31 protein-coding genes and 1 pseudogene are annotated in these 25,790 nt (G+C 72.3%); 21 read left to right on the forward strand and 11 right to left on the reverse strand.

Going from position 1 to position 25,790, the window contains the following annotated elements; translation table 11 throughout:
• Nucleotides 1–22 precede the first annotated feature (22 nt).
• The 4 genes from GV155_RS19420 to GV155_RS19435 all read left to right on the forward strand — a co-directional run bounded on the left by GV155_RS19420 (nt 23) and on the right by GV155_RS19435 (nt 2,515).
• Nucleotides 23–520, forward strand: a complete 498-nt coding sequence (locus GV155_RS19420; RefSeq protein WP_160011804.1) for a DUF2231 domain-containing protein — start codon at nt 23–25, stop codon at nt 518–520.
• Nucleotides 521–570: 50 nt separating this feature from the next.
• Nucleotides 571–1,242 carry a VIT1/CCC1 transporter family protein gene (locus GV155_RS19425; RefSeq protein ID WP_328820828.1) on the forward strand — a complete coding sequence of 224 codons (672 nt, stop codon included), beginning with the start codon at nt 571–573 and terminating at the stop codon, nt 1,240–1,242.
• A gap of 184 nt (nt 1,243–1,426) precedes the next feature.
• Nucleotides 1,427–1,864, forward strand: coding sequence for a hypothetical protein (locus GV155_RS19430; protein ID WP_236554525.1), 438 nt, complete (start codon nt 1,427–1,429; stop codon nt 1,862–1,864).
• A 57-nt stretch (nt 1,865–1,921) separates the two neighbouring features.
• Nucleotides 1,922–2,515, forward strand: a complete 594-nt coding sequence (locus tag GV155_RS19435; protein WP_236554526.1) for a DUF4389 domain-containing protein — start codon at nt 1,922–1,924, stop codon at nt 2,513–2,515.
• Nucleotides 2,516–2,680: 165 nt separating this feature from the next.
• Here GV155_RS19435 and GV155_RS19440 read toward each other — a convergent pair whose 3' ends face one another.
• Complete coding sequence (locus GV155_RS19440; protein ID WP_201300378.1) at nt 2,681–3,007, reverse strand: hypothetical protein; 327 nt, start codon at nt 3,005–3,007, stop codon at nt 2,681–2,683.
• Nucleotides 3,008–3,247: 240 nt separating this feature from the next.
• Here GV155_RS19440 and GV155_RS19445 point away from each other — a divergent pair, with 240 nt between their 5' ends.
• The 7 genes and pseudogenes from GV155_RS19445 to GV155_RS19470 all read left to right on the forward strand — a co-directional run bounded on the left by GV155_RS19445 (nt 3,248) and on the right by GV155_RS19470 (nt 7,316).
• A complete protein-coding gene (locus tag GV155_RS19445; RefSeq protein WP_160011808.1) occupies nt 3,248–4,180 on the forward strand; it encodes a universal stress protein in 933 nt (310 codons plus the stop codon).
• Entirely contained in the window at nt 4,173–5,114 is a 942-nt protein-coding gene (locus GV155_RS19450; protein WP_201300379.1) for an ABC transporter ATP-binding protein, read from the forward strand. Before GV155_RS19445 ends, GV155_RS19450 begins: the two co-directional genes overlap by 8 nt.
• Nucleotides 5,111–5,911 carry an ABC transporter permease subunit gene (locus GV155_RS19455; protein ID WP_160011810.1) on the forward strand — a complete coding sequence of 267 codons (801 nt, stop codon included), beginning with the start codon at nt 5,111–5,113 and terminating at the stop codon, nt 5,909–5,911. Before GV155_RS19450 ends, GV155_RS19455 begins: the two co-directional genes overlap by 4 nt.
• Before the next feature lie 71 nt (nt 5,912–5,982).
• Nucleotides 5,983–6,117: pseudogene (locus GV155_RS21170) on the forward strand (universal stress protein); the annotation flags it as partial.
• Between the two features lie 40 nt (nt 6,118–6,157).
• Nucleotides 6,158–6,301, forward strand: coding sequence for a hypothetical protein (locus GV155_RS20915; RefSeq protein WP_236554527.1), 144 nt, complete (start codon nt 6,158–6,160; stop codon nt 6,299–6,301).
• 83 nt (nt 6,302–6,384) lie between these two features.
• On the forward strand, nt 6,385–6,864 hold the full coding sequence (locus GV155_RS19465; protein WP_160011814.1) for a MarR family winged helix-turn-helix transcriptional regulator: 480 nt from the start codon (nt 6,385–6,387) through the stop codon (nt 6,862–6,864).
• Entirely contained in the window at nt 6,861–7,316 is a 456-nt protein-coding gene (locus GV155_RS19470; protein ID WP_160011816.1) for a group I truncated hemoglobin, read from the forward strand. Before GV155_RS19465 ends, GV155_RS19470 begins: the two co-directional genes overlap by 4 nt.
• On the opposite strand, the gene GV155_RS19475 is transcribed toward GV155_RS19470, so the two are convergent.
• The 5 genes from GV155_RS19475 to GV155_RS19495 all read right to left on the reverse strand — a co-directional run bounded on the left by GV155_RS19475 (nt 7,311) and on the right by GV155_RS19495 (nt 11,867).
• Entirely contained in the window at nt 7,311–8,033 is a 723-nt protein-coding gene (locus tag GV155_RS19475; protein ID WP_160011818.1) for a hypothetical protein, read from the reverse strand. The two genes, GV155_RS19470 and GV155_RS19475, sit on opposite strands and share 6 nt — an antisense overlap.
• 12 nt (nt 8,034–8,045) lie before the next feature.
• Nucleotides 8,046–8,762, reverse strand: coding sequence for a CDP-alcohol phosphatidyltransferase family protein (locus tag GV155_RS19480; RefSeq protein ID WP_160011820.1), 717 nt, complete (start codon nt 8,760–8,762; stop codon nt 8,046–8,048).
• A 77-nt stretch (nt 8,763–8,839) separates the two neighbouring features.
• Complete coding sequence (locus tag GV155_RS19485; RefSeq protein WP_160011822.1) at nt 8,840–9,301, reverse strand: GtrA family protein; 462 nt, start codon at nt 9,299–9,301, stop codon at nt 8,840–8,842.
• 9 nt (nt 9,302–9,310) lie between these two features.
• Nucleotides 9,311–10,126 (reverse strand): M15 family metallopeptidase, encoded by an 816-nt coding sequence (locus GV155_RS19490; RefSeq protein ID WP_160011824.1) that lies wholly within the window; start codon nt 10,124–10,126, stop codon nt 9,311–9,313.
• Nucleotides 10,127–10,190: 64 nt separating this feature from the next.
• The gene (locus tag GV155_RS19495; protein ID WP_160011826.1) at nt 10,191–11,867 is read right to left on the reverse strand and encodes an amidohydrolase; all 1,677 of its coding nucleotides are present in this window, start codon (nt 11,865–11,867) and stop codon (nt 10,191–10,193) included.
• A gap of 194 nt (nt 11,868–12,061) precedes the next feature.
• Here GV155_RS19495 and GV155_RS19500 point away from each other — a divergent pair, with 194 nt between their 5' ends.
• From GV155_RS19500 to GV155_RS19515, 4 genes are all read left to right on the forward strand, one after another.
• The gene (locus tag GV155_RS19500; protein WP_160011828.1) at nt 12,062–12,568 is read left to right on the forward strand and encodes a DUF2231 domain-containing protein; all 507 of its coding nucleotides are present in this window, start codon (nt 12,062–12,064) and stop codon (nt 12,566–12,568) included.
• Nucleotides 12,569–12,572: 4 nt separating this feature from the next.
• Nucleotides 12,573–13,235, forward strand: coding sequence for a response regulator transcription factor (locus GV155_RS19505; protein WP_160011830.1), 663 nt, complete (start codon nt 12,573–12,575; stop codon nt 13,233–13,235).
• Nucleotides 13,232–14,614, forward strand: coding sequence for a sensor histidine kinase (locus GV155_RS19510; protein WP_160011832.1), 1,383 nt, complete (start codon nt 13,232–13,234; stop codon nt 14,612–14,614). Before GV155_RS19505 ends, GV155_RS19510 begins: the two co-directional genes overlap by 4 nt.
• A gap of 231 nt (nt 14,615–14,845) precedes the next feature.
• Nucleotides 14,846–15,394 carry a hypothetical protein gene (locus tag GV155_RS19515; RefSeq protein ID WP_160011834.1) on the forward strand — a complete coding sequence of 183 codons (549 nt, stop codon included), beginning with the start codon at nt 14,846–14,848 and terminating at the stop codon, nt 15,392–15,394.
• Nucleotides 15,395–15,411: 17 nt separating this feature from the next.
• Here GV155_RS19515 and GV155_RS19520 read toward each other — a convergent pair whose 3' ends face one another.
• Nucleotides 15,412–16,212 (reverse strand): CPBP family intramembrane glutamic endopeptidase, encoded by an 801-nt coding sequence (locus tag GV155_RS19520; RefSeq protein ID WP_160011836.1) that lies wholly within the window; start codon nt 16,210–16,212, stop codon nt 15,412–15,414.
• A 238-nt stretch (nt 16,213–16,450) separates the two neighbouring features.
• On the opposite strand from GV155_RS19520, the gene GV155_RS19525 reads away from it, so the two are divergent.
• Nucleotides 16,451–17,341: a M48 family metallopeptidase gene (locus tag GV155_RS19525; protein WP_160011838.1), complete on the forward strand. Its 891-nt coding sequence runs from the start codon at nt 16,451–16,453 to the stop codon at nt 17,339–17,341.
• A gap of 56 nt (nt 17,342–17,397) precedes the next feature.
• Here the strand turns inward: GV155_RS19525 and GV155_RS19530 are convergent, their stop codons facing one another.
• The gene (locus GV155_RS19530; RefSeq protein ID WP_160011840.1) at nt 17,398–17,823 is read right to left on the reverse strand and encodes a pyridoxamine 5'-phosphate oxidase family protein; all 426 of its coding nucleotides are present in this window, start codon (nt 17,821–17,823) and stop codon (nt 17,398–17,400) included.
• Between GV155_RS19530 and GV155_RS19535 the strand changes: the two genes are divergently transcribed.
• Nucleotides 17,822–18,697, forward strand: a complete 876-nt coding sequence (locus GV155_RS19535) for a TetR/AcrR family transcriptional regulator (protein ID WP_236554528.1) — start codon at nt 17,822–17,824, stop codon at nt 18,695–18,697. The genes GV155_RS19530 and GV155_RS19535 overlap by 2 nt on opposite strands.
• A complete protein-coding gene (locus GV155_RS19540; RefSeq protein ID WP_160011842.1) occupies nt 18,697–20,310 on the forward strand; it encodes an MFS transporter in 1,614 nt (537 codons plus the stop codon). Before GV155_RS19535 ends, GV155_RS19540 begins: the two co-directional genes overlap by 1 nt.
• Before the next feature lie 84 nt (nt 20,311–20,394).
• Here GV155_RS19540 and GV155_RS19545 read toward each other — a convergent pair whose 3' ends face one another.
• Nucleotides 20,395–21,048, reverse strand: a complete 654-nt coding sequence (locus GV155_RS19545) for an HAD family hydrolase (protein ID WP_328820829.1) — start codon at nt 21,046–21,048, stop codon at nt 20,395–20,397.
• Nucleotides 21,049–21,236: 188 nt separating this feature from the next.
• Nucleotides 21,237–21,872, reverse strand: coding sequence for an isochorismatase family protein (locus GV155_RS19550; RefSeq protein ID WP_160011846.1), 636 nt, complete (start codon nt 21,870–21,872; stop codon nt 21,237–21,239).
• 252 nt (nt 21,873–22,124) lie between these two features.
• Between GV155_RS19550 and GV155_RS19555 the strand changes: the two genes are divergently transcribed.
• Nucleotides 22,125–23,285, forward strand: coding sequence for a sensor histidine kinase (locus GV155_RS19555; protein WP_160011848.1), 1,161 nt, complete (start codon nt 22,125–22,127; stop codon nt 23,283–23,285).
• 48 nt (nt 23,286–23,333) lie between these two features.
• Here the strand turns inward: GV155_RS19555 and GV155_RS20920 are convergent, their stop codons facing one another.
• Entirely contained in the window at nt 23,334–23,993 is a 660-nt protein-coding gene (locus tag GV155_RS20920) for a hypothetical protein (protein WP_236554529.1), read from the reverse strand.
• A gap of 79 nt (nt 23,994–24,072) precedes the next feature.
• On the opposite strand from GV155_RS20920, the gene GV155_RS19565 reads away from it, so the two are divergent.
• Together GV155_RS19565 and GV155_RS19570 are read left to right on the forward strand one after the other, a co-directional pair.
• The gene (locus GV155_RS19565) at nt 24,073–24,609 is read left to right on the forward strand and encodes a SigE family RNA polymerase sigma factor (RefSeq protein WP_268892626.1); all 537 of its coding nucleotides are present in this window, start codon (nt 24,073–24,075) and stop codon (nt 24,607–24,609) included.
• On the forward strand, nt 24,606–25,340 hold the full coding sequence (locus GV155_RS19570; protein ID WP_160011852.1) for a hypothetical protein: 735 nt from the start codon (nt 24,606–24,608) through the stop codon (nt 25,338–25,340). The genes GV155_RS19565 and GV155_RS19570 overlap by 4 nt, the downstream gene beginning before the upstream one ends.
• The last annotated feature ends 450 nt before the right edge of the window (nt 25,341–25,790 follow it).

A 25,790-nucleotide genomic window follows, 5' to 3' on the forward strand; every position in this document is an offset into this window, starting at 1 on the left:
CCCACCGACCGAAGGATCCCCTGTGTTCGACACCATCAACGGTCTGCCCTGGCACCCCCTCGTCGTGCACGGTGTCGTGGTGCTGCTGCCCCTCGCCATCCTGGGCACGGTGCTGATCGCCGTGGTGCCGCGCTGGCGCACCCGCTACGGCGTGCTCGTCGTGGCCACCGCCCTCGTGGCGACGGTCCTCGTGCCGATCTCGACCTCGAGCGGGGAGTCGCTCGAGGAGCGCGTGGGCGACCCGGGCGAGCACGCCGAGCTCGGTGAGCAGCTGCTGTGGTTCGCGCTGGCGCTCCTGCTGACCTCGGCCCTGCTGGTCGGGCTGCACTGGCGAGCAGAACGCGCGGCACGCCGCAGCAGCGGCGATGCCGGAGCCGGCACCGCGACCAGCAAGCAGCTCACCGCCGTCGCGGCGGTGGCCGTGCTCGCCGCCGTCGCCTGCGGCGTCCAGGTCTACCGGGTCGGCGACTCCGGCGCTCGCGCCGCCTGGGGTGACGTCCCGAGCGCGTCCGGCGGGTGATGGGCCCCCGCACGCGCCCGCCGCACCTGGGTGAGCCGCACCGCACCGCGATGGCGCCGCGGTTGAACTGGCTGCGCGCCGGCGTGCTCGGCGCCAACGACGGCATCGTCTCGACCGCCGGCCTGGTCGTCGGCGTGGCGGGTGCGACCTCGTCGCGCGGCGCGATCTTCACCGCCGGGCTGGCCGGCCTCGTCGCCGGGGCCGTGTCGATGGCGCTCGGCGAGTTCATCTCGGTGAGCAGCCAGCGCGACAGCGAGGACTCGCAGCTGGCGCTGGAGCGCCGCGAGCTGGCCGAGATGCCCGAGGAGGAGCTTGCCGAGCTCGCGGGGATCTATCGCGCCAAGGGCCTGAGCCCCGCGACGGCGATGACCGTCGCAGCCGAGCTCACCGCCCACGACGCGCTGGCCGCGCACGCCGACGCCGAGCTCCATCTCGACCCCGACGAGCTCACCAGCCCCTGGCACGCCTCGGCGGCCTCGGCGATCGCCTTCACCATCGGCGCCCTGCTGCCGCTGCTGGCCATCATGCTGCCCCCGGCCGGTGTGCGGGTACCGGTCACGGTCGTCGCCGTGCTGCTGGCCCTCGCGCTCACCGGCGTGCTCAGCTCCCGGATCGGCGGCAGCCGGGCGCGGGTCGCCGTGGTGCGGGTCGTCGTGGGTGGCGCTGCGGGCCTGGCGCTGACCTACGCCATCGGCCGCGCGTTCGGCGGCGTCGTCGCGTGACACCCCGCCGCCCGGACCCACCTCCGCGGTCGAGCTGCTGTGGCTCCCCCTCGGCGCGGGGCCGGGATCGGCCCTGGTCCGGCTCAGCGGCCGGGCGTACGAGGCAGCCGCGGCCCGCCGCTGCCACCGGCCCCGACGCGCCCTGGTCCACACAGCGCTACGGCTGACCGTCGACGGCACCCCGGTGGTCGTCGAGATGACGCCCGACTGGAGCCCGTCCAGGCCGGGGCGCGAGGTCGTGGTCCGGGGCCCGGTCGGGGTCCCCTGGGGCGGGGTCAGCCGGCTGCTGCGCTACGAGGTCCACCGCTGGCCCGGCGGGACGGTGGCCGACGCCGTCACGGCCATCGGCGGCGCCCGGTGCCTGAGCGAGGACCGGGCCGTCGCGCTCCGGCTCCTGGCGCTGGTCCCCCGCTTCCCCGCGCTGACCTGGGGTCGCGACGAGCTGGGGACCGGCGACATGTGGTGCTCGAACTCGTTGACCGCCTGGCTGCTGGCACTCAGCGGGCACGACCTGACAGCCGTGCGCCCTCCCACCGGCACCCGCGCACCCGGTTGGTCGGCCGGCCTGCAGGTGGCCGGTCCTGGACCACTGGTCCTGCCGGTCGTCGACCGACGGCCCTGACCGGCCCGGTTCCCCACGGCCACGCTCGAGGTCCACCACGACCACCAGGAGCACACGATGACCGCCTCCCCCGTCCACCTCGAGGGCCACCTCGACCCGCAGCTCAGCCGCTGGATGTGGTTGGTCAAGTGGCTCCTGGCCCTGCCCCACTACGTCGTGCTGGTGTTCCTCTGGATCGCCTTCACCGTCCTGACCGCGGTGGCCGGCGTCGCCATCCTCGTCACCGGCCGCTACCCGCGCTCGCTGTTCACCTTCAACGTGGGGGTCCTGCGATGGACCTGGCGCGTCGCGTTCTACACCGGCAGCGCCGCCGGGACCGACCGGTACCCGCCGTTCACCCTGCTCGCCACCGACTACCCGGCCAGCCTCGAGGTCGACTACCCCGAGCACCTCTCACGCGGCCTCGTCCTGGTGAAGTGGTGGCTCCTCGCGATCCCGCAGTACGTCGTGGTCGGCATCCTCACGAGCGGGGTGCTCTGGGCAGGAGGCTCCGGCACGGGCGGCGGACCCCAGACCGGCGGCCTGATCGGCGTGCTCGTCCTGGTCGGCGTGGTGGTCCTGCTCTTCACCGGCACCTACCCCGCGGGATCTTCGACCTGGTCGTGGGTCTGGACCGCTGGTGCGCCCGGGTCGTGGCCTACGCCGCGCTGATGACCGACCAGTACCCGCCGTTCCGGCTGGACACCGGTGAGGTCGAGCCGTCGCCGGTGGTGGGCGCGGGACCGGCCCCCGCCTGAACCGGACCCACGCGGAGGGTCCTGCGGGCCACGACCACCGCGGTGGTCGTGGCCCGCCGTCGCGGTGCACGGGTCGCCCTCACGCGTCCAGGAGCGCGCGCGTGGACGAGTACTCCTCGGCGCTGACCTCGCCCCGGGCCAACCGGGCGTCCAGCACCGTACGGGCGTCGGTCCCGTGCGACGCGGACCCGCTCGACGCACCCGCGCCCAGCCGGCCGGTGGCGTGCAGCACCAGGTGCGTCGCGACCGCGGCGAGCGCGAGCAGCAGCAGGACGAGCGTCAGCACGCCGAATCCGATCATCCAGCCGCCCCCGTCCATCATCCCGGAGCCGTCGTAGCCCCCGTACCCGCTGAAGCCCTGACCCTGGTCCATCATGTCGCTCGGGTCCCGGTCGATGTCGCTCATGGGCGTCCCTCTCCGTCCGGCCGCGCCCGGTCGGGCACGGCTCGCCTCGAGCCTGGTCCCGGCCCCGCCCGCTGGTCAGGGTCGAAGGTCGTCCGCGTGCGGGTCCTCCGGTGTCTCCGGGGCCGGCCGGCTGCGCGTCCCCACCACGGCACTGCGCAACCGGCAGGACGGGACACAGGTCCCCCCGGTCCGGGGACGAGGACCGTACCCGCCGGAAGCCGCCCGGGGCACCGTCGGCGTATGTCCTCCTCCCCCGTCACCGCAGGTTCCGTCGTCATCGCCCACGACAGCAGCGGACACTCCGCCGAGGCCCTGGCCTGGGGTCTCGAGCAGGCCGCGCTGGAGCGCCGTCCCGTCGCCGTGGTCCGCCTGCTGAACGTGACGGAGGTCCAGTCGGCCGCCTGGATCGCGACCTCCGGCGCCGGGCTGCAGGTGCTGCACGACCTGCGCGAGCAGGCGGTGACCGACATGGAGGCCCTCGTCGCGATCGCTCGAGAGCATCATCCCGGGCTCGAGGTCGACGGGCACGTGATCGAGCGGGAGACCCGGCAGGGTCTCGTCGAGCTCTCCGCGTCCGCCCACCTGGTGGTGCTCGGCTCCCACGGCCGGGGACCGGTCGGCAGCCTCCTGCTGGGCTCGGTCGCGGCCGCCGTCACCCGCCGTGCCGACTGCCCCGTGGTCGTCGTGCGGCCCCCGTCGGACAGCCGCCTCGCCGCGTCGGAGGGCGCCGGGGTCCTCGTCGGCGTCGACGGCACCGCCGAGTCGCTGCCGGTGGTCGAGCAGGCCTTCGCCCAGGCCTCGCTGCGCGGACTGCCGCTGACCGCGGTGCACTGCATCCAGGACCTGGTCGCCGCCTACGCCGGGAGCTCCTGGGTCCCGGAGGTGGAGGAGGTCCAGGAGGCCGAGCGCGGCCGTCAGGCGCTGCTCGACCACCTGGCCGGCGTGGCCGAGAAGCACCCCGACGTCCCTCTCACCGTCCGGGTCGAGCACGGCCTGGTCGCCCAGGTCGTCGGCAACCGCTCCCGCCCCTGGGACCTCGTCGTCGTCGGGCGTCGGCGTCACGGTGCCTGGCACCGCCTGCTCGTGGCCTCGACCACGACCGCTGTCCTCGAGAACGCCCGGTGCCCGGTCCTCGTGGTGCCCGAGGCGAGCGTTCCGGGCGAGCGTGGGTGAGCACGACCGCGGCGCCCCGCGCGTCACGCGCGCACCGTGCGGTCCCGCGCTGGAGACCCGGTCGCTGACCCGCCGGTTCGGTCGACGGGTCGTCCTCGACGGCATCGACCTCACCGTCGCCCGCGGCAGCGTGGTCGGCTACCTCGGCCCGAACGGCGCCGGGAAGACCACCACCATGCGGATCGCCCTGGGCCTGCTCCGGCCCTCCAGCGGTGAGGTTCGCCTCCTCGGCGGCGGCCGGCCCTCGCAGGGTGCCACCCGGGCCCGCGTCGGCTACCTGCCCGGCGACTTCGTCGCCTACCCGTCGATGACGGCGACCGACTACCTCTCCTACCTGGCCCGCCTGCGCCCACCGTTCGACGCGCGGACGACCACCACGCTGTGCGAACGGCTCCGCCTGGACCCCGACCGACGGATCGGCACCCTCTCCCACGGGAACCGGCAGAAGGTCGGCATCGTCCAGGCGATGATGCACGCACCGGACCTGCTCGTCCTGGACGAGCCGACCGCCGGTCTGGACCCCCTGGTCCAGCACGAGTTCCTCGCCCTGCTCCGCGAGGCCCGCGACCGTGGCGCCGGGGTGCTGCTGTCCTCCCACGTGATGTCGGAGGTGGAGGCGGTCGCCGACACCGTCGCGATCATCCGCGACGGCCGGCTGGTCGCCGTCGACGACGTCGCCCGGCTGCTCGCCACCGCCGGCCGCCGCCTCGAGCTGACCTTCACCGACGCGGTGCCGCTGGACGCGCTGCGCACCGCTCAGGGGGTGCGCCACGTCGACGTCACGGGACGCACCGCCTCCGTCGAGGTGACGGGGTCGACCGCCGACCTGCTCCGGCGCGCCGCCCCGCACGGGATCGAGCGGCTACGCACCCACGAACCCGACCTGGCCGAGGTCTTCGCCTCGTTCTACCCCCCGACCGGGGAGTGCAGGTGACCAGCGGCTGGGCGGCCGTGCTCGCCCGGAGCCTCACGGACCTGCGCCGCCCGGTCGCGGCGTGGGCCACCGGCGTGTCCGCGATCGTGCTGCTGGAGTCCGCCCTGTGGCCCACCGTCCGCGACATGCCACGCCTCGACGACCTGCTCGCCGGCTACCCGGAGGCGTTGACCGAGGCGTTCGGGCTGGACGCGATGAGCACCGGACCCGGGTTCCTCGAGGCCGAGCTGTTCTCCCTGGTGCTGCCCGGGCTCTTCATCGCCTTCGCCGTCACCTGGGGAACGCGCACCTTCGCAGGCGAGGAGGAGTCCGGCGCACTCGGACCCGTGCTGGCCTCCCCGCTCTCGCGCGCCGCCGTCTGCACGGCCAAGGCGGCGGCGCTGCTCCTCGCGCTGGCGACCCTCGGGCTCGTCGTCGCCGTGGTCACCACGGTGACGTCGGGCATCTTCGGCACCGGGGTGGGACCGGCCCGGGCCGCCGTCGGCGCGCTGGCCCTGGTCCTGCTGGGTGGCGAGCTCGGACTCCTGGCCCTCGCCGTGGGCGCCGCCTCCGGCCGCCGCGCCGTGGCCCTGGCCACCGCCACCGTCGTGGCGGTCGGGAGCTACGTCCTGTACGTCGCCGCCCTCGTGGTCGACGCTCTCGCGGACGTGGCCGCCTGGACGCCGTACGACCAGGCGCTGCGCGCCGGTCCGCTGACGCCCCGGGTGCCCGGCAGCTTCGCCTGGCTCGTCCTGGTCGGCGGCCTCGTCCTGCTCGCGGCCCTGCCGGCGCTCCGCCGACGGGACCTCCGGGCCTGAGAGGCCGCAAGTCCCTCGCGGGGGGACCACCGGTCCTGGCCGCGCCGGCCCGCGCGGCGCAGGCTGGTGGCATGACAGCAACCGTCGCCCCCGGGTCCGTCGTCGTGGCCTACGAGGCCAGCGAGCACTCGACCCGGGCCGTCGAGTGGGGTCTCGCCCAGGCCGCCCGGGAGAACCGCGCGGTGGACGTCGTCCACGTCCTCGACCTGGGGAAGCTGCCGGCCGAGGCCTGGCTGGGCATCTCCGGTGACGAGCTCCCCCTCCCCGCTGCTGGTCCTCTACGGCGTGGTGGGGATGGCGCTCGTGGTGCTGCCGCTGTTGACGTCGGCGCGTCGCCACCTCACGACCGGCCCGGACGAGGGGCAGGGCCGGCGACAGGGCCGCTCTTGACCCCGATGTGTCACGCGTGATGGATTGACCCCCGGATGTAACGCACATCACACACGGGGGCGAGCATGGGGCAGGCCGGCGCGATGGACCTCCGCCTCGACGACCAGCTCTGCTTCGCCCTGTACGCCGCGACCCACGCGATCACGCGCCGCTACGGGCCCCTGCTCGAGGCGATCGACCTCACCTACCCGCAGTACCTGGTGATGCTCACGCTGTGGCAGGACGGGCCCTCCACGGTCGGTGGGATAGCGCGCCGCCTCGAGCTCGACTCCCACGCGGTGACGCCGCTGGCCGAGCGCCTGGAGACCGCGGGCCTGGTCCACCGGCGCCGCGGCACCGACCGCCGCGAGGTGGTGGTCGAGCTGACCGAGCAGGGTCGCGACCTCGAGGCGGCGGCCGCACGCGTCCAGGCCGAGGTCGCCTGCGCGACCGGGCTGGCCCGCGACGACCTGGCCGACCTGCGCGAGCGCCTCCGCGCGCTGTCCGGCGAGCTCAGCACCCCCAGACGTCCGTCCCGCACCCCGCGGGAGACCCGTAGGACAACCGAAGGGAACGTGCCATGACCCAGATCATCGAGCCCGACGCCGAGGTCGGCGACCTCGCCGAGGCGGCCGACCTGGTCCCCGACGACGCCTCGCTCTACGAGCGTCTCGGCGGGGCGTACGCCATCGCCGGAGCGGTCGACGTGCTGGTCGACCGGTTGTTCGCGAACGCCCTGGTCAACGCCAATCCCGGCGTGCACGCCCACCACGGTGACGCCGCCAACGGGCCGGGGTACAAGTTCCTCGTGACCGCCTGGTCGATCGAGGCCGCCGGTGGGCCGACCTGCTACCCCGGCCGTGACATGGTCGCCGCCCACGACGGCCTCGCCATCGACGCGGCCGGCTTCGACGCGGTGGCGATGGAGATCTCCGCGACGCTGATGTTCCTGGGCGTCCCGCAGCGGGAGCGGGACGAGTTCAACGCCATCATCGAGGGCTACCGCCCCCAGGTGGTCCAGTCGCCGACCTCATGACCCGGAGGGGTCGAACCCGGCCGGGGGCGGCGCCCCGTTGCCCTGGCCGTACCAGTCGAGCATCACCGCGTCGCTGACCGCGCCGCCCGCGTCGGCGTACGCCTGCGAGGTGCGGAACCCGACGGCCGGGTCGGCGACCAGCGCGAGCATCGCGTCCGCGAGGGGCTCCAGGTCGGAGCCGGCGAGACTCTCGGGCACCTCCTGCCCCTGGTACCGAGCCACCACGGCACCCCCGTCACGCTTGGCCATCGCGAAGATCACCCCGGGGTCCGACTCGACGGCCGCCTGCTCCCAGGTCAGGACCCGTTCGTCGCCGTCGTCCGTCGTGTCCTGGACGCACGGCTCCGGCTCGTCACCGGGCTCGCACCCGGACCGGCTGTACCTGCTGGGGCCGCCGATGACCAGCAGCTGGAGGTGGCTGTTGTCCCCGACCTCCTCGTCGAAGGCGACCTCGACCGCCAGGGTTCCGCGCGGCGGCTTCTCGGAGCCGTAGAAGTCACCGGCGTACAACGGGGCCGCGATGGCGGCGGGGCGACCGAGGTGCTCCTCGACCGCCGCGACCAGCGACCGCGGCGTCGCCTCGACGGCGTCCGGCTCCCCCGCCGACCCGTCGGGTTGGCCCGCACCGCACCCGGCAAGGCCCGTCGCCAGGACGGCGACGAGGGTCGCTGCGGCGAGCCCGTGGGCAGTACGTCGCCCCGCGCCGTTGGGTGTCATGACGTGGGCGCCTCAGCGCCGGAGGGTCAGGACGACGCTCGCGGCGAGGTAGTAGCCGACGTACAGCAGCGACAGGGCGACGACGACGACGCTCGGGTCCGGGAACTGCAGCAGCAGCACGGCGTAGGTGACCAGCCAGGCCCCGGCGAGGGAGAGGTTCAGGCCGCGCGCGGTGGCCGTCCGGGAGGGGTAGATGTACTTGATCGGCACGAAGACCAGCACCACGCAGGCCAGCAGGAGCGCCGACGTCACGCCGGACGAGACGTCGAGCACGATGACGTAGAACGCCACGACGTTCCAGTAGCTCGGGAAGCCCAGGAAGAAGTGGTCCTCGGTCTTGGCGTCGGTCCGGCAGAACTGGTAGCTGGACGCCAGCAGCGGCAGCACCGCCACCAGGGTGCCGAGGCTCCCCTCGGGCAGGTAGCCGCCGTACCAGAGCAGGAAGACCGGCGCGAAGCAGTAGGTGATGTAGTCGACGACGTCGTCGAGGCGCGCCCCGTCGAAGTTCGGGATGACCTCCTTGACGCGGAGCCGGCGAGCCAGCATGCCGTCGGTGCCGTCGATCAGCAGGGCCAGCAGCAGCCACCACAGGGCGGCGACCTCGTCCCCGCCGACGGCGGCGGCGAGGGCCAGGAAGGCGATCGCCGTGCCGCTGGCGGTGTAGGCGTGCAGGGCCCAGCCCGCGGCGCGCAGGCGCAGCGGCTCCTCGGCGACGTGCGTCGCGGTCATGTCGGTGGTTACCTCTCGATCGCGCCCGTTCGGCGTCGTGCGCACAGCCAAGCACGCCGAGGTGGGCTCGACACCATTCAGAGGGCGTCGGGTCGGGGTGTCGTGGGCACCATCACGGCCCGGAACAGGCCGAACCTGATCAGCCCGACCCCGAGGTTCGCGGCGGCCAGGACCAGGATCTCGGCCGTCCTCGACGGGTCGGGGTCGCTGACCTGGAGCAGGGCCAGGGACCCGGCCGTCACCGCGAGGCTGAAGGCCAGCAGCGCCAGCCCGAGGACCTGGTGGCGCACCGTCCGCCGGCGGCCGCGGACCCTGAAGGTGACCCGTCGGTGCCCCCAGGTGCCGGCGATCGTCGAGAGCACCAGCGCCAGGGCGTTGGCCGGCTGGGCCTCCAGGCCTTCCCGGAACAGCAGGTACAGCAGGGCGTAGAGGACGTTGAAGGCGGCGCCCACGGCCGCGAAGACGACCAGCTGGAGAAGGGTCCTCCGGGATCGCACCGGGGCAGGCGCGTCGGGGACCGGGGCGTCGAGTGCAGTCATGTCGGGAGGTCAGCCCAGCGCGCGCCGCGCCGCGGGGAAGTCGAAGTACCGGTCCGTGAACGGCTCGGCGGCGAAGGTGTAGTGCCACCACTCGTTGGCGTAGTTGGTGAATCCGGCGTTCTCGAGCAGCGACTTCAGCAGGAGCCGGTTGTCCCGGGCCTCCCCCTGCACGCGTGGGTCGAGGGTGTTCGAGAGCGTGTCGAAGCAGTCGTACCCGGTGCCCATGTCCACGGAGCTGTCGGGGAAGCGCTCCTCGTACGGCGCGTAGCACGGCACGAGGCCGTCGCTCGGGCGCCACCGCGGCTGCCGGACGGCGGGCAGCTCCACGAGCGTGAGGTCGACGGTGCTCCCCCGGCTGTGCCCCGACCTCGCGGCGATGTAGCCGTCCTCGAACAGCGCCGACTTCTCCACGTCGGGGTAGAACTCGGCCTTCATCCGGTCGTCGCGCAGCCGCTCGGCCCACCCGACGAAGTCGTCGACCGCGGTCTGCGGCCGGTAGCAGTCGTAGACCTTGAGCGAGTAGCCCCTCGCCAGCGCTGCGTCCTGCGCCTGCGCCAGCGCCTCGGCCGCGGGCCTGGTCAGGATGCAGAGCGGGTCTCGGTAGGCGTGGATGCGTCGGCCGACGAAGTTGTGCTTCGTCGTGTACCGGATGTCGTGCAGGATCGTCGGGTCCACCTCGTCGAGCGCCACGAAGACCGGTGGTGCCGTCCTCGGCTCGGGCTGGGCCGAGGCGACCTGCTGCGAGGGCGCCAGCAGGACGACCAGGCCGAGCAGTGCCGTCAGCAGTGATCGGGCGAGGCGACGGGGGTCAGGACCGGCGAACATGCTCGGCACCCTAGTCAACGGCGGTCGTCCCCCCTCCGTCCGCCGCGTTCGCCGAGCCGGCGCCCTACTCGTCCCGGCGGTAGACCTCGGCCCCTCGTGCCCAGGCCGTGACCGGGTCTGCGGAGCCGATGTGGTCCTCGTGGAGGTCGAAGGGGTCCCGGTCCAGCACCACGATGTCGGCCGAGGACCCGACCCGCAGGTTCCCCGAGTCGTCCTGGTGGTTGGCGTGGGCGGCACCGCTGGTGTACGCCTGCAGCGCCTGGCTCAGGGTGAGGCCCTGGTCGTCGCGCATGGGCGGCTCCTCGTCGCTCTCGTCGGTCCGGCGCGAGGAGCGGTTCACCAGGGTGTGGATCCCCTCCATCGGCTCGGGCGGGTTGATCGGCCAGTCCGAGCCCCCCGCCACCAGGGCGCCGCTGTCGACGATGTCGCGGAAGGGGTACTGCCAGTCCAGACGCTCCTGGTCGAGGTAGGGCTCGAGCATCTGCACCGCAGGCGTGTTGTAGCGCGCCCACATCCCCTCGACGTTGGCGATCGCGTTGAGGTGCTGGAACCGGGCCCGGTCCCGAGGTGCCACCAGCTGCAGGTGGGCCAGCTGGTGGCGTTGAGCGCTGTAACCGTTCCGCCGCCGCGCGGCGGCGATGGCGTCGAGGGAGGTCCGGACGGCCCGGTCGCCCAGTGCGTGGAAGTGCGCCTGGAAGCCGGCGGCATCCAGCGCGACGACGGCCTCGTCGAGCTGGTCCGGTGGGAGGAAGGTGATCCCCCGATCACCACCGGAGCACGGACAGCGCGCGCCACCGAGGTACGGCTCGTCGACCGCCATGGTGAAGGTCTCCGAGACGCCGTCGACCATCAGCTTGACCGATCCCGCGTCCAGCCCCGCCTCCGCGAGGCGCTCGCGCTCGGCCTGGAGGTCCTCGAGCTGTTCCACGCCCCGGTGGCGGTCCCACCACAGCGCCAGCCGGACCCGCGAGGTCAGCTCTCCCGCCTCCGCCAGGTCGAGATAGGCCTGGGTGGGGTCGTCGATCCCGGCGTACCCGCCCACCAGCGCGTCCTGCCACCCCACGATCCCCCACGACTGCAGGTGCGCCTGGGCCTCCCGGAGCGCGTCGCGCTTCTCAGCGCGCGTGGTGTCGACCAGTCGGTGGACGAGCTCGGCGGCGGCCTCCCGCAGCGTGCCCGTCGGGTTGCCGTCCTGGTCCCGCTCGATCCAGCCGTCCATGGGGTCGGGGGTGTTGCGATCGATGCCCGCGAGCTCCAGCGCGCGGGTGTTGACCCAGGCGTTGTGGTGGTCGTTGCTGGGCAGGAACGCCGGCCGGTGGGAGACGATCTTGTCCAGGGTCGCCGCCGTCGGTCCGGTCGCGTGGTCGAAGTGCTCCAAGGACCACCCGCCGGCGCGGAACCAGGCACCGTCGTCCCGCCCGTCACGGTCGTCCTGCGCTGCCACCGCGGTGGCGATGGACTGCAGGCACGCGTCCGCGTCCTCGCAGTCGGTGAGCAGGCCGTTGCGCATCTCGAGCCCACCGATCAGCGGGTGGATGTGCGCATCGTGGAACGCCGGCATCACCAGGCCGCCCCGGGCGTCGAGCTCCTCGACCCGACCGCCGCCGGTCGCCATCTCGTCGCGCACCTGGTCGAGGGGGCCGATCGAGTAGATGATCTTCCCGCGTACCCCCACCGCGCCGTCATGGTGGTAGCGGAGGCCGTCGAAGACCCGGCCGTTCGCGAAAATCACGTCAGTCATGGGTGTGCCTCTTCGTCGGATCTCCGGTGCGGGTCGCGACAAGGTACGTCATCCGAGAGGTGGTGGGTGCCAGGTGGAGCCACCGTCACCTCCGACACCGGGGTCGGCCCGAGCAGGTGGCGACCATAGTCAGGTTGGTGGCAGGTCCGGCGGGCGATCCTGGCCCCCACACCATCGTCTGAAGGAGCCTCACCGTGTTCGACCTGATCAACGGCCTGCCCGTCCACCCGCTCGTGGTCCACGCCGTCGTGGTCCTCCTCCCCCTGGCGATCCTCGGCACCATCGCCCTCGCGGTCCGGCCGGCCTGGCGGATCTCGTACGGTCCGCTGGTCGTCGCGGTGGCGGCCGTCGCCACCGCCCTGGTCCCGGTCGCCACGTCGAGCGGCGAGGCGCTCGAGAAGCGGGTCGGCGACCCCGGTGAGCACGCCGCGCTGGGCGACCAGCTGCTCTGGTTCGCCCTGCCCGTGCTCGTCCTCTCCCTGGTCCTGGTGGTCCTCGCCCGTCGCGACCGCTCCCGCACCGCTGACGGGACAGAAAGCACGAGCAGCCGCACCCCCGCGCGCGCTACCACCGCAGTGGCCGTCCTGGCCGTCCTCGCCTCCCTGGCCTGCGCGGTCCAGGTCTACCGGGTCGGCGACTCCGGCGCGAAGGCCGTCTGGTCGGACCAGGTCAGCGCGGCGCCCTCGTCCACGGGAGACTGACCCCGTGGCGACGGTGGGGGTCTGCGAGGACGACGAGGGCATCCGGTCGGTGCTCGTCCGCGGGCTGCGCGCCGGCGGTCACGACGTGGTGGCCGCGCACGACGGCGCCGAGGCGCTGCGCCTGCTCGGCACCGACAGCGCGGTCGAGGTGGTCGTGATGGACGTCGGGCTGCCCGACACTGACGGCCGCGACGTCGTGCAGGCGCTGAAGTCCGCCGGTCAGCACGCCCCCGTCCTCTTCCTCACCGCGCTGGGCGCCACCCAGGACAAGCTGCAGGGCTTCGCCTCCGGGGGCGACGACTACATGGTCAAGCCCTTCGACCTGCGCGAGCTCCTCGCCCGCGTCGAGGTCCTCGCCGCCCGCGGGCCCCGGGCGTACGGCCCGTCCGACGGGCTGGTCCTGGACCCCGTCGCCCACGCCGCACGGACCGCGACCGGGGAGGTCCTGCTCACGCCGACCGAGTTCCGGATGCTCGCCGCCATCACGTCCCGCCCGGGCCAGGTCGTCCGCCGCCGCACCGTCGTCGCCGCTGCCTGGCCCGACGGGTCGGTCGTCGCCGAGAACACCGTCGACAGCTTCATCCGCCGCATCCGCACGAAGCTCGACTCCATCGACTCCCCCACCGGGATCGAGACCGTACGAGGCGTCGGATACCGCGTCGCGTGAGCACCCACGGACCGCCACCCGAGCCCGTCGCGCGCCGACGGTGGAGCTGGCGCCGTGACGACGGCTCGGACGCCGGCACGTTCCGCCGTCAGCTGGTCGTCTCCACCGCCGTCCTCGGGTCGCTGGTGGCGCTCGCCCTCGTCGTGGTCGTGCAGGTGGTCCTGTCCGGGGCGGCCGCCAGCGCGATCGACCGCGTGCTGCAGGACCGCGCCGAGGTGGTCGTGGACGCGGCCGACACGGCCCCGGCCGCGGCGGGCGTGGTGGTGCCCGACGCCGTCCTGGACCCGGGCGTCGCGGTCTACGACCAGTCCGGGGCCCTCGTCGCGGGCAACGTCCCCCCGGCCCAGCAGGACGTCTTCTCCGACCTCTCCACCACCGCGGACCCGCAGTCCCGGGAGGTCGACGACACCTACGCAGTGCTGGCCCGGCCCTTCACCACGGCCGCCGGTGCGCCGGGCGTGGTCGTCCTCGCCGAGCCGCTCGGACCGTACGAGAACGACGAGCGCATGGCCCTGCTGGTCTCCCTCGGCGCCGGGGCGGTCATCGTCGTCCTGGCCACCCTCCTCGCGGCGTGGGCCAGCCGCCGCGCGCTCGCACCCGTCGCCCGGATGGCGGCGACGGCGGCAGACTGGAGCGCCCACGACCTCGACCGACGCTTCGACCTCGGACCACCCGGCAACGAGATCCGTGCGCTCGGCGGCACGCTCGACGGCCTGCTGGACCGGGTCCGTTCGACCATCCGCGCCGAACAGAGGCTCAGCGCGGAGCTGGCCCACGAGCTGCGCACCCCGCTGACCACGATCCAGGCCACCGCCGACCTGATGGCGATGCGGACCGACCTCGACGCCGAGCTGCGCCACGACCTCGAGCAGATCCAGAAGACCTGTCGCGACATGGGGGCCACCGTGAGCAGCCTGCTCGACCTGGCCCGCACCGACCACGTCAGCGACGCCACCGGCTGCTCCCTGACCGGGGTGCTCGACGACGTCGCCGACCACCTGGCGGTCGGCGTCGCCCTGCGCCGGGACGTCCCCGCGGGAACGGTCCTGGACCTCCCGCACGAGCTCGCCGTACGGGTCCTCACGCCCGTGATCAGCAACGCGGCGCGGGTCGCGGACCACGTCGAGGTGACGGTGGAGGCCTCCGGCAGCCTCGTGCTGGTGCACGTCTCCGACGACGGGCCCGGCGTCCCGCCCGCCTCGGCCGCGGCCATCTTCCAGCCCGGGTTCTCGACGCACGACAGCAGCGGGCTGGGGCTTCCCCTGGCCCGGCGCGTCGCCCGGAGCGCCGGTGGCGAGCTGGAGCTGGCCGGGATCTCCGAGCTGGGCGGCGCGACCTTCGTCGCGAGGCTCCCGGGCCGGATCGCGCCCGGAGCCTGACCGCATGGCCTGTTCTCGTCGTCATCTCGTTGCCGTCGCCTGGTTCGCCCGCCAGGAACGTGCCGAGCAGCAGGTCGGGGCCGGCTCGGCGGCCCGCTGACGTCTCTGGTGCGACCCCGTCGGGGAGCAGTGCAGGACCACGGATCCACCCCGGGGACCTGGACAAGGTTGTCGCAAGGTGGGCGGCGAATGGTGGAGACGCCCTCCACCGTCGAGCCACCGGGAGTACCCATGAAGCGTCCACTGACCGCGCTGGCGGGCGCCGCCCTGGTGGCTGCCTCGCTGTCCGTCTCGGCCCCGGCGACCGCGAGCGGCGTGTCCTCCGACGACCGCATCCAGATGCAGGACGACTGCGAGCAGGTGAGCTTCGAGGCCGCTCTCGGTGGCGGCGCCTGTGGAGGAGACGGCGACACCACGTTCAGCGAGCTGGTGTCCAGCCTGCTCGCCGGGCGACCGGACGGGAAGTGGCGGATGCACTCCGACGACACGCACGTGCGCCGAGGACATGGCCTGCACATCACGAACACCGGCGGTGAGTTCCACACGTTCACCGAGGTCTCCAGCTTCGGCCCCGGCTGCGTGTCCGCCATCAACGACCTGATGGGGCTGTCGGGCGCCCCGGCGGCTGACTGTGGTGCCGCCTTCGGGGACGCACGCACCGCGCTACCGGCGGGCGGCTCCGGCACGCTCCCGACCGCGGGGATGAGCGTGGGGACCCACCTGTTCGAGTGCATGGTGCACCCCTGGATGACGGCCCGGATCGACGTGCGTCGACGCTGATCCTTCATGCCCCGGTCTCAGCGCACCCGTCGGATCGTTGTCGAGCCGTCAGCGCGCGTTAGGCCGGAGTCCCGGCGACCGCCGCGGAGCACGACTGCCACACCGGCGATCGCCAGGATGAAGGCCACCCACTGGATGAGACCGAGGGCCGACCAGGCGGACCCGCTCTCGACGGACCCGTCGGAGAACGCGAGCGTGGTGAAGTCGATCCAGGCGTGCAGGAGCATGCCGAGGATCAGCGTCCCCGAGACACGTCGGGTCAGGTAGAGCACGGAGCCGGCCAAGAAGGCGACGACGACCTGTTGCACGGTCGAGCCGACTCCCTGCCCGAAGAGCGCGTTCACCGCGTGCAGGAGGCCGAAGAGCAGACAGCTGAAGAACCACGACGCGGCTTCCCCGAACCGCCCCCGCAGACCGACCAGGCCCGTGCCGCGGGTCAGCAGCTCCTCGCCGAACCCGACGAGCAGGCAGCCGAGGCCCAGTGCGACCAGGAAGCTCCTCGATCGATCAGCGGCCTCGAGACCACCCAGGACCGAGCCGACACCGGGCAGGACCATGAGCGCCGGCACAAGCCACACCCAGCGCGGCGCCCTCAGGTCCTCGCGGAGCGCCGGCCTCCACCAGCCCAGCTTGGTCGTCGCGACGGCGAGGAAGACCGAGGCCAGCGCGACCGGGATCACGATCCCCCGCACCACCGTGTCCGTGGAGTCCCCGACCTCGGTGTAGTCGACGCCGAGCACGCGCCACGTGACGGCCATGATGGCCAGGTACGCCACGGTGAGGGCGACGGCGATGGACGGGCGGGGTCTGACGATCATGGCGCACCTCCGGGAAGACCGGTCCTGCAATCCACGGTAGGAACCGGCGACCCTCTCGACCAGAGGCCCGAAGTCCCGGCTCCCCCGGCCGCCGGGGTGCACCTCCACGGCGGGCCCTCGCGACTAGGACCAAAGAACCAGATGCCGGCGGACCGATGGCCCCTGGACGCCTCATGGACGCCGGATCACCCTGGAACGATCGGTGATCGCCGAGGTCGCCGCGACCAGGAGAGCCGCCATGACGGACCTACGCGCGAAGCCCACACTGCAGGCCGGCCCGACGCCCACGTCCGGGCCTCCGCCCGTCAGCCGGCTCCGTCACCGCTCCGAGCTGCCGATGCTGGTGGTCGCCGGGGCTGCCTCCGCCGCTGCCATCGCGCTCGTCCTCGCCCTGGCCATCCTGGGGATCGACGAACCCAGCTGGTTGGTCTCGGCGGTGGTGGCCGCGGCCGTGGCGCCGGTCCTCACCGCCCTGGTCATCATGCGGCTCACCTACTGGACGACGATCAGCAACGGCGTCGAGGTCACCTCGGACCAGCTGCCGCGCCTGCACGAGATGTTCCAGGACCTCGGCGCGCAGCTCGGGATGAGCCCGGAGGGCGAGGGGATGGCGAAGCTGCCCCGCCTCTACGTCGTGAACGGCAACGGCACGATGAACGCCTACGCCACCAAGTGCCGCATCCGCCGCGGGTACGTGGTCATCTACAGCGACCTGCTGGACGTGGCCTACCTCAACGGAGACTTCGACACCGTACGTTTCATCCTCGGCCACGAGCTGGGGCACATCCACTGCGGTCACGTCAGCGTCTGGAGGGCCGTCCTGCGGCCGGTGTCGATGCTGCTGCAGCTGGGCCAGAGCGTCAGCCGCGCCCAGGAGTACACCGCTGACCGGGTCGGCTGCTACCTGGCGCCGGACGGTGCCCTCGGCATGGTCTCCGTGCTCGCCGGCAAGCACGTCGGCACCCACGTCGACGTCGATGCCTACTTCGCGTCCGTGCGGGACCACGAGGACGGCTTCTGGCTGAAGGTTGCGAACTTCCGCAGCGACCACGCGGTCGGCTTCCGCAGGATGACCGCGTTGCGCGAGGCCACTCGCGAGGGGTGGGACGTCCAAGGCCGCATGCTGTAGACCCCGCCCCAGCTGGGCAGACTGACGATGGTGGGACCTCCACGGGCCCTCCCTGGTCACACCGGCAGGGCGGCGCCCCGGCCTCGTCGGAGCTTGAAACGACGCCCGCTCACGTGTGCCGGCTCGAGAGCGACCAGGTCGGACCGTGGACCGTCCACCCAGGGCAGCGCCACCGTCTCGTCGAGCCGTTCGTGCTCGTCGTCCTCGAGCCGGCGGAGCTGCCCGCGCACCTCCACCGACCAGGCGGAGTGCGGTCCGAACCAGTCGACCTCGAAGGCGACGGCTTCCCCGAGCGCCGCGGCCAGCAGCTTGTTGCCGGCCGAGGTGCGGAACAGCAGGACGCCGTCGCGGACGACGTGGTTGACGGGGACGACGTGGATCTCGTCGACCAGCCGGTAGGCCAGGCGGCCCACCTCCTCGTGGGCGACCAGGTCCCAGCACTCGTCCAGGGCGATCTCGACACCGCCGGCGTTCTGACCCATGTGCTTCTCCCTTTCGTCGGTCAGCACGAACGTAGGCACGACGATCCGGTCGGGCGAGGGTCGATGGGCCGTCGGCCCAGGGTCGCTGGGCCCGGGCCGGATCGCACCGGCCCCGCGCGAACAGTTCATCAGCTGTTCGAAGAAGTCTGGCTGGACGGGAATAGAACCGATCCGTACCGTCTTGATGGAACGAAACAGTACCGTTCCATCGAGTGACCAAGGACACACGATCATGACCACCCCTGCCGGATCGCCCGCGAGTGAGGCCGCCCAGCGACCCCGCGTCGAGGGGGACCGGGAACAGGAGATCCTCGACGCCACGCTCGACGTCCTCGCCGACGTCGGCTACGACCGCCTCACCATGGACGCCGTCGCGTCGGCCGCTCGCGCGTCCAAGGCCACTCTCTATCGCCGCTGGACGAGCAAGGCCGTCCTGGTGATCGACGCGCTGAAGTCGCAGAAGGAGCCGCAGACGGCCCCCGACACCGGCACCCTGCGCGGCGATCTGCTGGGAATGTTCTGTGGCATGGGCGGGCTGACCGACCAGCGCCAGACCACGATCCTGGCCAGCGTCATCACGGCCATCGGTCGCGACCAGGACTTCGCCGAGGCCTTCCGCCGCGACTTCATCGGCCCGAAGGCCGCGCTCAGCCTGATGGTCTTCACGCGGGCCCGCGACCGCGGGGAGATCCGCGACGACGTCGATCTCGACCTCGTCATGGCCGCCCTGCCCGGAATCGTCCTCCACCGCCAGTTCCTCCTCGGGGAGACCCCCGACGCCGCCGCCATCGAGCGCGTCGTCGACCAGATCATCCTGCCCGCCGTCGCCGTCGGGCCCGCCTCGCACCGCTCTCACGAACAGAAGGACTCCTGATGACCAACCTTTCCAACGCCGAGGTGGCTCCCACCTCGGACGACAAGCCGGAGAAGGAGCTCCACCTCGGGTGGGCGCTCGTCCTGATCTCCATGGCCCAGCTGATGGTGGTGCTCGACGCCTCGATCGCCAACATCGCCCTGCCGTTCATCGGCGCGGACCTCGGCATCGCCGACGCCAACCTCACCTGGATCGTCACCGGCTACGCCCTGGCGTTCGGTGGCCTGCTGCTGCTCGGTGGCCGCCTCGGCGACCTCTACGGCCGTCGCCGCGTCTTCATGATCGGCCTCGTCGTCTTCGCGGTCGCCAGCTTCATCGGCGGGTTCGCGCAGAACGAGGCCATGCTGCTCGCCTCGCGCGGCCTGCAGGGCCTCGGTGCGGCGCTGGCCTCCCCGGCCGCGCTCGCCCTCATCGCCACCACGTTCCCTGCCGGTCCTGCCCGCAACCGCGCCTTCGCCGTGTACGCCGCCATGTCTGGTGCCGGTGCCGCCGTCGGCCTCATCCTCGGTGGTTGGCTCACCGGTCTCGACCCGATCGTCGGTCTCGAGGGCTGGCGCCTGACGTTCCTCATCAACGTCCCGATCGGCCTCGTCGCCGCCTTCCTGGCCCCCCGTTTCCTGCGTGAGTCCGAGTCGCACCCCGGCCAGCTCGACGTGCCCGGTGCCATCACCGGCACCCTCGGCCTGCTCGGCCTCGTCTACGGCTTCAGCCGCGCCGGCGAGGCAGAGCACGGCTGGGGCGACCCGTGGACGATCGCCTCGCTCGCGGCCGGTGTCGCGCTGCTCGCCCTCTTCGCGGTCGTGGAGTCCCGGGTGTCCCACCCGCTGCTGCCGGTGCGCGTCTTCAACAACCGCACCCGCGCCACCAGCTTCCTGGTCATGGCTCTCGTGCCTGCAGCCATGTTCGCGATGTTCTACTTCCTCAGCCTCTTCATCCAGCTGGTCATCGGCTACAGCCCACTCAAGACCGGCTTCGCCTTCCTGCCGTTCTCGTTCGGCATCGTGATCGGCGCGGCCCTGTCGTCCAACCTGGTCAACCGGGTCGCCCCCCGCTTCATCGCCGGGGTCGGCACCCTCATGGCCGCGGTCGCCCTGGTCGGCTTCTCCCGCCTGGAGGTGCCCACGGGCACCGCCGACCTCCTCGCCGTCGCGAACGGTGAGGGGTTCCTGGGCGCCGACGTCAACTACTGGACCTCGATCTTCCCGTTCATCGTCCTGATGTCGATCGGCATGGGGATGACCTTCGTGCCGCTCACCCTGACCGCCGTACACCACCTGCGTGCCGAGGACTCCGGGATCGGCTCCGGCGTCCTCAACACGATGCAGCAGGTCGGCGGCGCACTCGGCCTGGCCATCCTCGGCACCGTCTCGCTGAGCGCGGCCGACGACACCAAGACCTCCCTGGTCCGCGACCTCACCGCCCAGGGGATCCCGCCCGAGGGCGCCAACGGCCTGGCCTACATCGGGTCCTTCACCGAGGGTGCCACCGCCGCGTTCCTGGTCGGCGCCGCCCTCATCGCGCTCGGCTCGGCCGCGATCTGGGCGTTCCTCAACGTCAAGTCCAGCGAGCTGGCCACCGACGGCGCCGAGGGCGCACCGGTCCACGTGGGCTGACCCCCGCGACCACCGCTCGACGGCCCGTCGCCCCCCTGGTGGGGGCGGCGGGCCGATCGTTGCTCCGCGCGAGGGCGGAGGGGGTCACCTGCTGCGCACCAGGCCTTCCAGGTCGGCGACAATCCGGCCCTGGAGGGTCGGCCAGACATGCCAGCTCCCGGGCGCGGGGAGGGGGGCGTCGTTCGGCACTGCGATCGCGACGGCGCCCGAGGCCACGGCCGATGCCAGACCGTTGGGCGAGTCCTCGATGGCGACGCAGTCGGCGATGCCGACGTCGAGGAGTCGCGCTGCCTCGAGGTAGGGCTCTGGGTGCGGCTTGGAACGGCTGACGTCCTGGGATCCGACGATGCAGGTGAACGTGCCGTCGGGCGCACTACAGGCAACGAGATCTGCCATCTCGTGGGACGAGGTCGTCACGATCGCGGCAGCGATCCCACTGCTCGCCAGGTCACGCAGCAGCTCGAGGACACCTGGTCGCCACGGCACGCTGCTGGCGAGTGCTTCCATGACTCCGGCTTCAAGTGTCGCGATGATCGCCGTGTCTTCCAGGACGACCCCGGCGGCGCGCATCGCGTCCGCGGTCTTGTGCATGTCGGAACCGACGAGCTCGAGGCCCTGTCGGTGCGACCACGTTCCGCCGTGACGGTCGACCAGTGCGAACTGCTGCGCGATCCAGATCGGCTCCGAGTCGATCAGCGTGCCGTCCATGTCCCACAGGACGGCCGCCGGCCGGCGCACCTCGTCGTCATGCGGCTGACCGGCGGAAGCACGAGGCTTGGTGGTACTCAGGGTGCCCTCCGAGGAGTGTGGTGGACGTTCTGTCGACGGACCACCCTAGAACGTCACCTCGGCCGGGACCCGGGGCGTGCCTGCCGCCTGCAGACTGCCGCCTGGCGGGTCCGGTGGCGGCCCTTGCGAGCCGGAGCTCACGCGTCGAAGACGGCGCGGCCCTGCGTCGCGGAGCTGCCGAGGTCGCTCTTCGGGAGGGCCTCACCGGCAGTCACGGCCGCGACCCACGCCTCCGTGGTCGCGACGGCGGCGAAGTTGGAGTGCAGCAGCACGAGGAGGGTCTGGTGCAGCTCCTCGGCCGACACCTGGCCGGCCTCGTTCGCGAGGTGGATCGCCCCGGTGGCGTCGGAGAGGACCTCAGCCGCCAGGCCCAGCTCCTCGGCGCCCACGGCCGAGGCGAGGTCGCAGTTGTTGGTCATGTAGCCGACGATCGTGACGGTGTCGACGTCCCGCTCGGCCAGCCACTGCGCCACGTCGGTGCCGGCGAAGACGCTGCCCTTGTCCTTCGTGGCCCGCTTCCAGGAGGGGTCCAGGCGCCGCTCGATCTCCGGGTGCAGCGACCAGCTGTCGCTGCCCACGGCGAAGACCGGCGCACCCTCCGGCAGCTCGTGCTGCACGACGACGACGGGCAGGTCGCGCTCCTGCGCGGCGTCGAGCGCCGCGACCACGTTGACCAGGGTCTCCTCGCGCGACGGGGACTGGATCTGCAGGATCCCGTCGAAGTACTCCTGCTGGACGTCGACGACGACGAGGGCGCGGCGGGGGGTGGTCATGGTGTTCTCCTGTGGGCTCCGACGGGTGGTCCGCCTTCACCATGGCGCAACCGGGCCCCTACCGTGAGCGGCACGACGACGTCGTGGCGAGATCGGGCCACCGACGAGGCGCCGACCGGCGGCATCCGGGCCGCGCACGCCCTGGGATCGGCACGGGGTGTCACTCCCCCGGGCGTCCGGGGCGAAGTGCAGCGGTCTGATCCGCATTCACTAGGCTCGCGGGGCCCTGGCTCCCCACCACGACGAGGACTCATGACTCCGTCGACCGAAGCGCACGTCGAGACTCCCGAACCCGGGGACAGCGGCCTCACCGCTCCGCGGCCGGGCCACGAGTCGCTGCTCATGCTGCGGGCCGCGCTCGACGCCGTTCCGGACGCGGTGCTGGTGGTCAACCCCGACGGCGTCATCCAGCTCGCCAACCTCCAGGTCCGGCACGTCTTCGGGTGGGAGCCCGGCACGCTCGAGGGCGAACGCGTCGAGACCCTGGTCCCGGACGCCGCCCGCGAGGGCCATCCCCGCCGCAGGACGGACTACAACCGGCGACCGATGGGCCTGCTGCAGCTCAGCGCCCAGCACCGCAGGGGCCATGTCTTTCCCGCCGAGATCTCCTTGGCCCCCATCACCCTGTCCGGCGGCGAACCGTTGTGGACCGTCGCCACGGTGCGCGACATCACCGAGCGCCTGGAGCTGGAGCAACAGGCCGAGAAGGTCCGCGACGACGTCCTCGCCAACGTCACCCACGAGCTGCGCACCCCCCTCTCCTCGATCGTGGGGTACGCCGAGCTCATGGACGACCTGCCTCCCGGTGAGCTGGGCGACCAGGCGCGACAGATGCTCGACGCGATCCGCCGCAACGCCCAACGAGAGCTGGGCCTGGTCTCCGACCTCCTCACCGTCGCCCTGTCCGGAGCCGGGCGCCTCGCCATCGCCCACCACATGATCGACCTCGTCAGCCTGACTCGACAGGTGGTCGACGAGCACACCGTGACGGCCCACCGCTCCACCATCTCCCTCCGGCTCGAGGAGCCGGCCCACCGTCCCCCGCAGGCGGCCTGTCTCGTCGTCGGTGACCTCGGACGCATGCGCCAGGTGCTGGACAACATCCTCGGCAACGCACGCAAGTTCTCTCAGCCGGACGCGGAGGTCGTGGTGGCGTGGTACCCCACCGACGAGCACCTGTGCGTCTCGGTCGCTGACAGCGGACCCGGGATCCCCGACGACGAGCAGCCCCACGTGTTCGACCGCATGTTCCGGGGCCGCGCAGCCATCGCGGGCGAGATCGAGGGGGCCGGACTCGGTCTGGCCATCTGTCGCGCCATCGTCGAGGCGCACCACGGGACCATCACCATGCAGAGCAGCACGAGCGGCACCACCGTCACCATCGCGTTCCCGCTCGTCCGCGCCGCGACCTGACGTCAGCCCGGGGCACGTCCTGCGTGGTGCCGCGGAGCGGCGTGCCCGTCACCAGAACCAGCGCAGGCCTGCTCGCCCGGGGTCGTAGGACTGCGCGGTGAACGCGGCCGTGCTGAGCCCCGTGAGATCGACCGGGGAGTGCCGCTCCTCTCCGCTCGAGGTGTCGTAGACCTCGGCAGCCCTCGGGATCGCCCCAGCCGCAAAACGGACCCAGATCATGAGCTCGCGCACCCGGTGCTCGACGACGTACTCGACGTAGTCGTGCGACGTGGGCGGGAGCGTGATGGCGTACTCCACCACGGCTGTCTCGTTGACCCGGAGCGGACGTTCCAGCTCCAGCTCCCACGCGTTGACGCCCAGCTGCGGGTCCACCACCAGTCGCACCGAGGCGCCACGAACCCACTGCAGGTGCGCACGTTCACCGGCCGAGAGCCCGGCCAGACCCACCGGGTACGTCCCGACGCCATCGACCAGCGCACCGACTCCCAGCCTCGTGGTGGCACACCAGTCGTTGCGCTGGTCGTCGCCGTCGATCGTGACGTGGATGCTGGTCGTGAGTGCGACCGTGTGGAGCTGGTCGAACCCGAAGTCGTCTAGCGTCGCCAGCGAGACCGTGGGATCGAGGTCCGCCAGCTCCGCGAAGCGCGTGACGGGCTGCCGCCGGCCGTTCCACCCTGGTCGAGCAGGGCAGCTCGTCCGCGCCCTCACGTCACCAGGACGGACGACGCGCAGGTTGCACGCAACCGAACCGGTGCCCGCACCGGTCAGGTGGGTGAGAGGAGAAAACGTGAGAGACGACGAACAAGCGGCCGAGTTCGTGGCGTTCACCCGTGCTCATCGCAGGGACCTGATGCGGACGGCCTCACTGCTGTGTGCCGGGGAGGAGGCCCACGCCGAGGACCTGGTGCAGACGACGCTGACCAAGCTGTACCTGGCGTGGTCACGGGTGCGACGCGCCGACAGCCCGCTGGCCTATGCGCGCAGGAGCCTCACCCACCTCTTCATCGACGAGGCGCGGAGAGCACACCGACGACGTGAGTCGACCTCGGCAGATCCCGCAGAGGCGCTGCCGAGCGATCCGGTGTCCGCCGGCACCGACCTCGAGCTGAGGGAGGTGATGCTCGCGGCGCTGTCGTCGCTCGGCCCGCGGCAGCGCGCGGTCGTGGTGCTGCGGCACTGGCTTGATCTCGACGTAGCCGAGACCGCACGGATCCTCGGTTGCAGCACCGGCACCGTGAAGTCCCAGAACGCCCGCGCCCTCGCTCACCTCAGGGCCTACCTCGACACCACCGACCATCACCCGATCCTGGAGGACACCCCATGACCGACCACGACCTCAAGCGGGCCCTGGCGCTCGCGGCCTCGACCGAACGGTCCTCGCCCGACCCGGTTGACGACCTTGCCCGGGCCCGCACCGCGCGCACCGCCCGCACTCGTCAGCGTGTCCGCGTCGGCCTGTCCGGCCTCGCGGTGGTGGCCGTCGTCGGAGTCGGGGCGAGCGTCGTCGTCATCGGGCAGGAAACCCCGGCGGGGCCTTCGGCAGGCAACGGCGCGACGTCAGCGCCGCAGACACCGGAGGTAGCGGAGGGCGTACAGCTGGTTGCCGCGACGTTCGACGCGACGCCGTACAGGTTCGACCTGACGCCGCAGGGGTGGTCGGTCCAGGGCCAGAACGCCTTCGGCGTGACGATCGCGCCCGAGGACGGCTCGACCACGGACATCCCCGACGACTTTGAGGGCAAGCTGGTCATCATGTTCGACGCCCGCCCGCCCGGCGGGCGGACGGTCGACCTGGACGGGCGGACGTTCTGGATCACGGGCGACTCCGGCTACACGACGATCTCCACGCGGACGGCGGCGGGCGAGCCCGAGGGTGCTGTGCGGATCCAGTACCCCGACCACACGGGTTGGACCGAGGACACGATGCTCGCCTTCACCGCTAGCGTGCACGTCGGCGAGGGCGCCCGGTACGGAGGCGGTCAGGAGGGGACGACGGGGCCCGACGGCATGCAGAGCCTGGAGCGCGTGGCGTCGAAGCGCGCAGCGTCCAGGTGAGCGGGGCGCTTCACGATCCAGGGTGCTGTCCTGGCTTGACCCCGTTGGTCTCGAGCGACGCCTACCGCCTGCTCTGTGCAGGGTGGGTCCGACGCGTCACCTCGTTGTGCACCAAGCCCGTGCGTCTGCCTGCCATGGTTGCGCCGGTTCGTGCGCCGAAGGCCTGGGAGCTCGCTTGTCGGATCACCATCTCGTGATCCGGTAGTCCGGGGCTGACAGGATTTGAACCTGCGACCCCTTGACCCCCAGGCCGATAGTGCGTCGTTTCGAGTTGTTGCCCGTGGGTGCACGCTAGGCCGTTCTCGCAGGTCAAGTCACAGATAGGGTCTGCTGCACGGATCGGTGACATCTGATCTGCGTCGATGTGTGTCGACGCTGGAAGGATGTGCACCATGCCGAAGGCGTTCCCCAAGGAGTTCCGCGAGGACGTGATCCGGGTCTTCAAGTCCT

Origin of the sequence: Nocardioides sp. AX2bis, from assembly GCF_902506435.1 — a bacterium.
GTDB lineage: Bacteria > Actinomycetota > Actinomycetes > Propionibacteriales > Nocardioidaceae > Nocardioides.

What these genes read in the sequence shown, in the direction of transcription:
- GV155_RS19495 (WP_160011826.1), bottom strand. Translation starts at nt 11,867, where the DNA reads ATGACTGACGTGATTTTCGCGAACGGCCGGGTCTTCGACGGCCTCCGC.
- GV155_RS19520 (WP_160011836.1), bottom strand. Translation starts at nt 16,212, where the DNA reads ATGATCGTCAGACCCCGCCCGTCCATCGCCGTCGCCCTCACCGTGGCG.
- GV155_RS19550 (WP_160011846.1), bottom strand. Translation starts at nt 21,872, where the DNA reads ATGACCACCCCCCGCCGCGCCCTCGTCGTCGTCGACGTCCAGCAGGAG.
- GV155_RS19440 (WP_201300378.1), bottom strand. Translation starts at nt 3,007, where the DNA reads ATGAGCGACATCGACCGGGACCCGAGCGACATGATGGACCAGGGTCAG.
- GV155_RS19555 (WP_160011848.1), top strand. Translation starts at nt 22,125, where the DNA reads ATGACTCCGTCGACCGAAGCGCACGTCGAGACTCCCGAACCCGGGGAC.
- GV155_RS19525 (WP_160011838.1), top strand. Translation starts at nt 16,451, where the DNA reads ATGACGGACCTACGCGCGAAGCCCACACTGCAGGCCGGCCCGACGCCC.
- GV155_RS19530 (WP_160011840.1), bottom strand. Translation starts at nt 17,823, where the DNA reads ATGGGTCAGAACGCCGGCGGTGTCGAGATCGCCCTGGACGAGTGCTGG.
- GV155_RS19445 (WP_160011808.1), top strand. Translation starts at nt 3,248, where the DNA reads ATGTCCTCCTCCCCCGTCACCGCAGGTTCCGTCGTCATCGCCCACGAC.
- GV155_RS19515 (WP_160011834.1), top strand. Translation starts at nt 14,846, where the DNA reads ATGAAGCGTCCACTGACCGCGCTGGCGGGCGCCGCCCTGGTGGCTGCC.
- GV155_RS19535 (WP_236554528.1), top strand. Translation starts at nt 17,822, where the DNA reads ATGTGCTTCTCCCTTTCGTCGGTCAGCACGAACGTAGGCACGACGATC.
- GV155_RS19480 (WP_160011820.1), bottom strand. Translation starts at nt 8,762, where the DNA reads ATGACCGCGACGCACGTCGCCGAGGAGCCGCTGCGCCTGCGCGCCGCG.
- GV155_RS19435 (WP_236554526.1), top strand. Translation starts at nt 1,922, where the DNA reads ATGACCGCCTCCCCCGTCCACCTCGAGGGCCACCTCGACCCGCAGCTC.
- GV155_RS19485 (WP_160011822.1), bottom strand. Translation starts at nt 9,301, where the DNA reads ATGACTGCACTCGACGCCCCGGTCCCCGACGCGCCTGCCCCGGTGCGA.
- GV155_RS19425 (WP_328820828.1), top strand. Translation starts at nt 571, where the DNA reads ATGGCGCCGCGGTTGAACTGGCTGCGCGCCGGCGTGCTCGGCGCCAAC.
- GV155_RS19470 (WP_160011816.1), top strand. Translation starts at nt 6,861, where the DNA reads ATGACCCAGATCATCGAGCCCGACGCCGAGGTCGGCGACCTCGCCGAG.
- GV155_RS19475 (WP_160011818.1), bottom strand. Translation starts at nt 8,033, where the DNA reads ATGACACCCAACGGCGCGGGGCGACGTACTGCCCACGGGCTCGCCGCA.
- GV155_RS19540 (WP_160011842.1), top strand. Translation starts at nt 18,697, where the DNA reads ATGACCAACCTTTCCAACGCCGAGGTGGCTCCCACCTCGGACGACAAG.
- GV155_RS19465 (WP_160011814.1), top strand. Translation starts at nt 6,385, where the DNA reads ATGGACCTCCGCCTCGACGACCAGCTCTGCTTCGCCCTGTACGCCGCG.
- GV155_RS19570 (WP_160011852.1), top strand. Translation starts at nt 24,606, where the DNA reads ATGACCGACCACGACCTCAAGCGGGCCCTGGCGCTCGCGGCCTCGACC.
- GV155_RS19490 (WP_160011824.1), bottom strand. Translation starts at nt 10,126, where the DNA reads ATGTTCGCCGGTCCTGACCCCCGTCGCCTCGCCCGATCACTGCTGACG.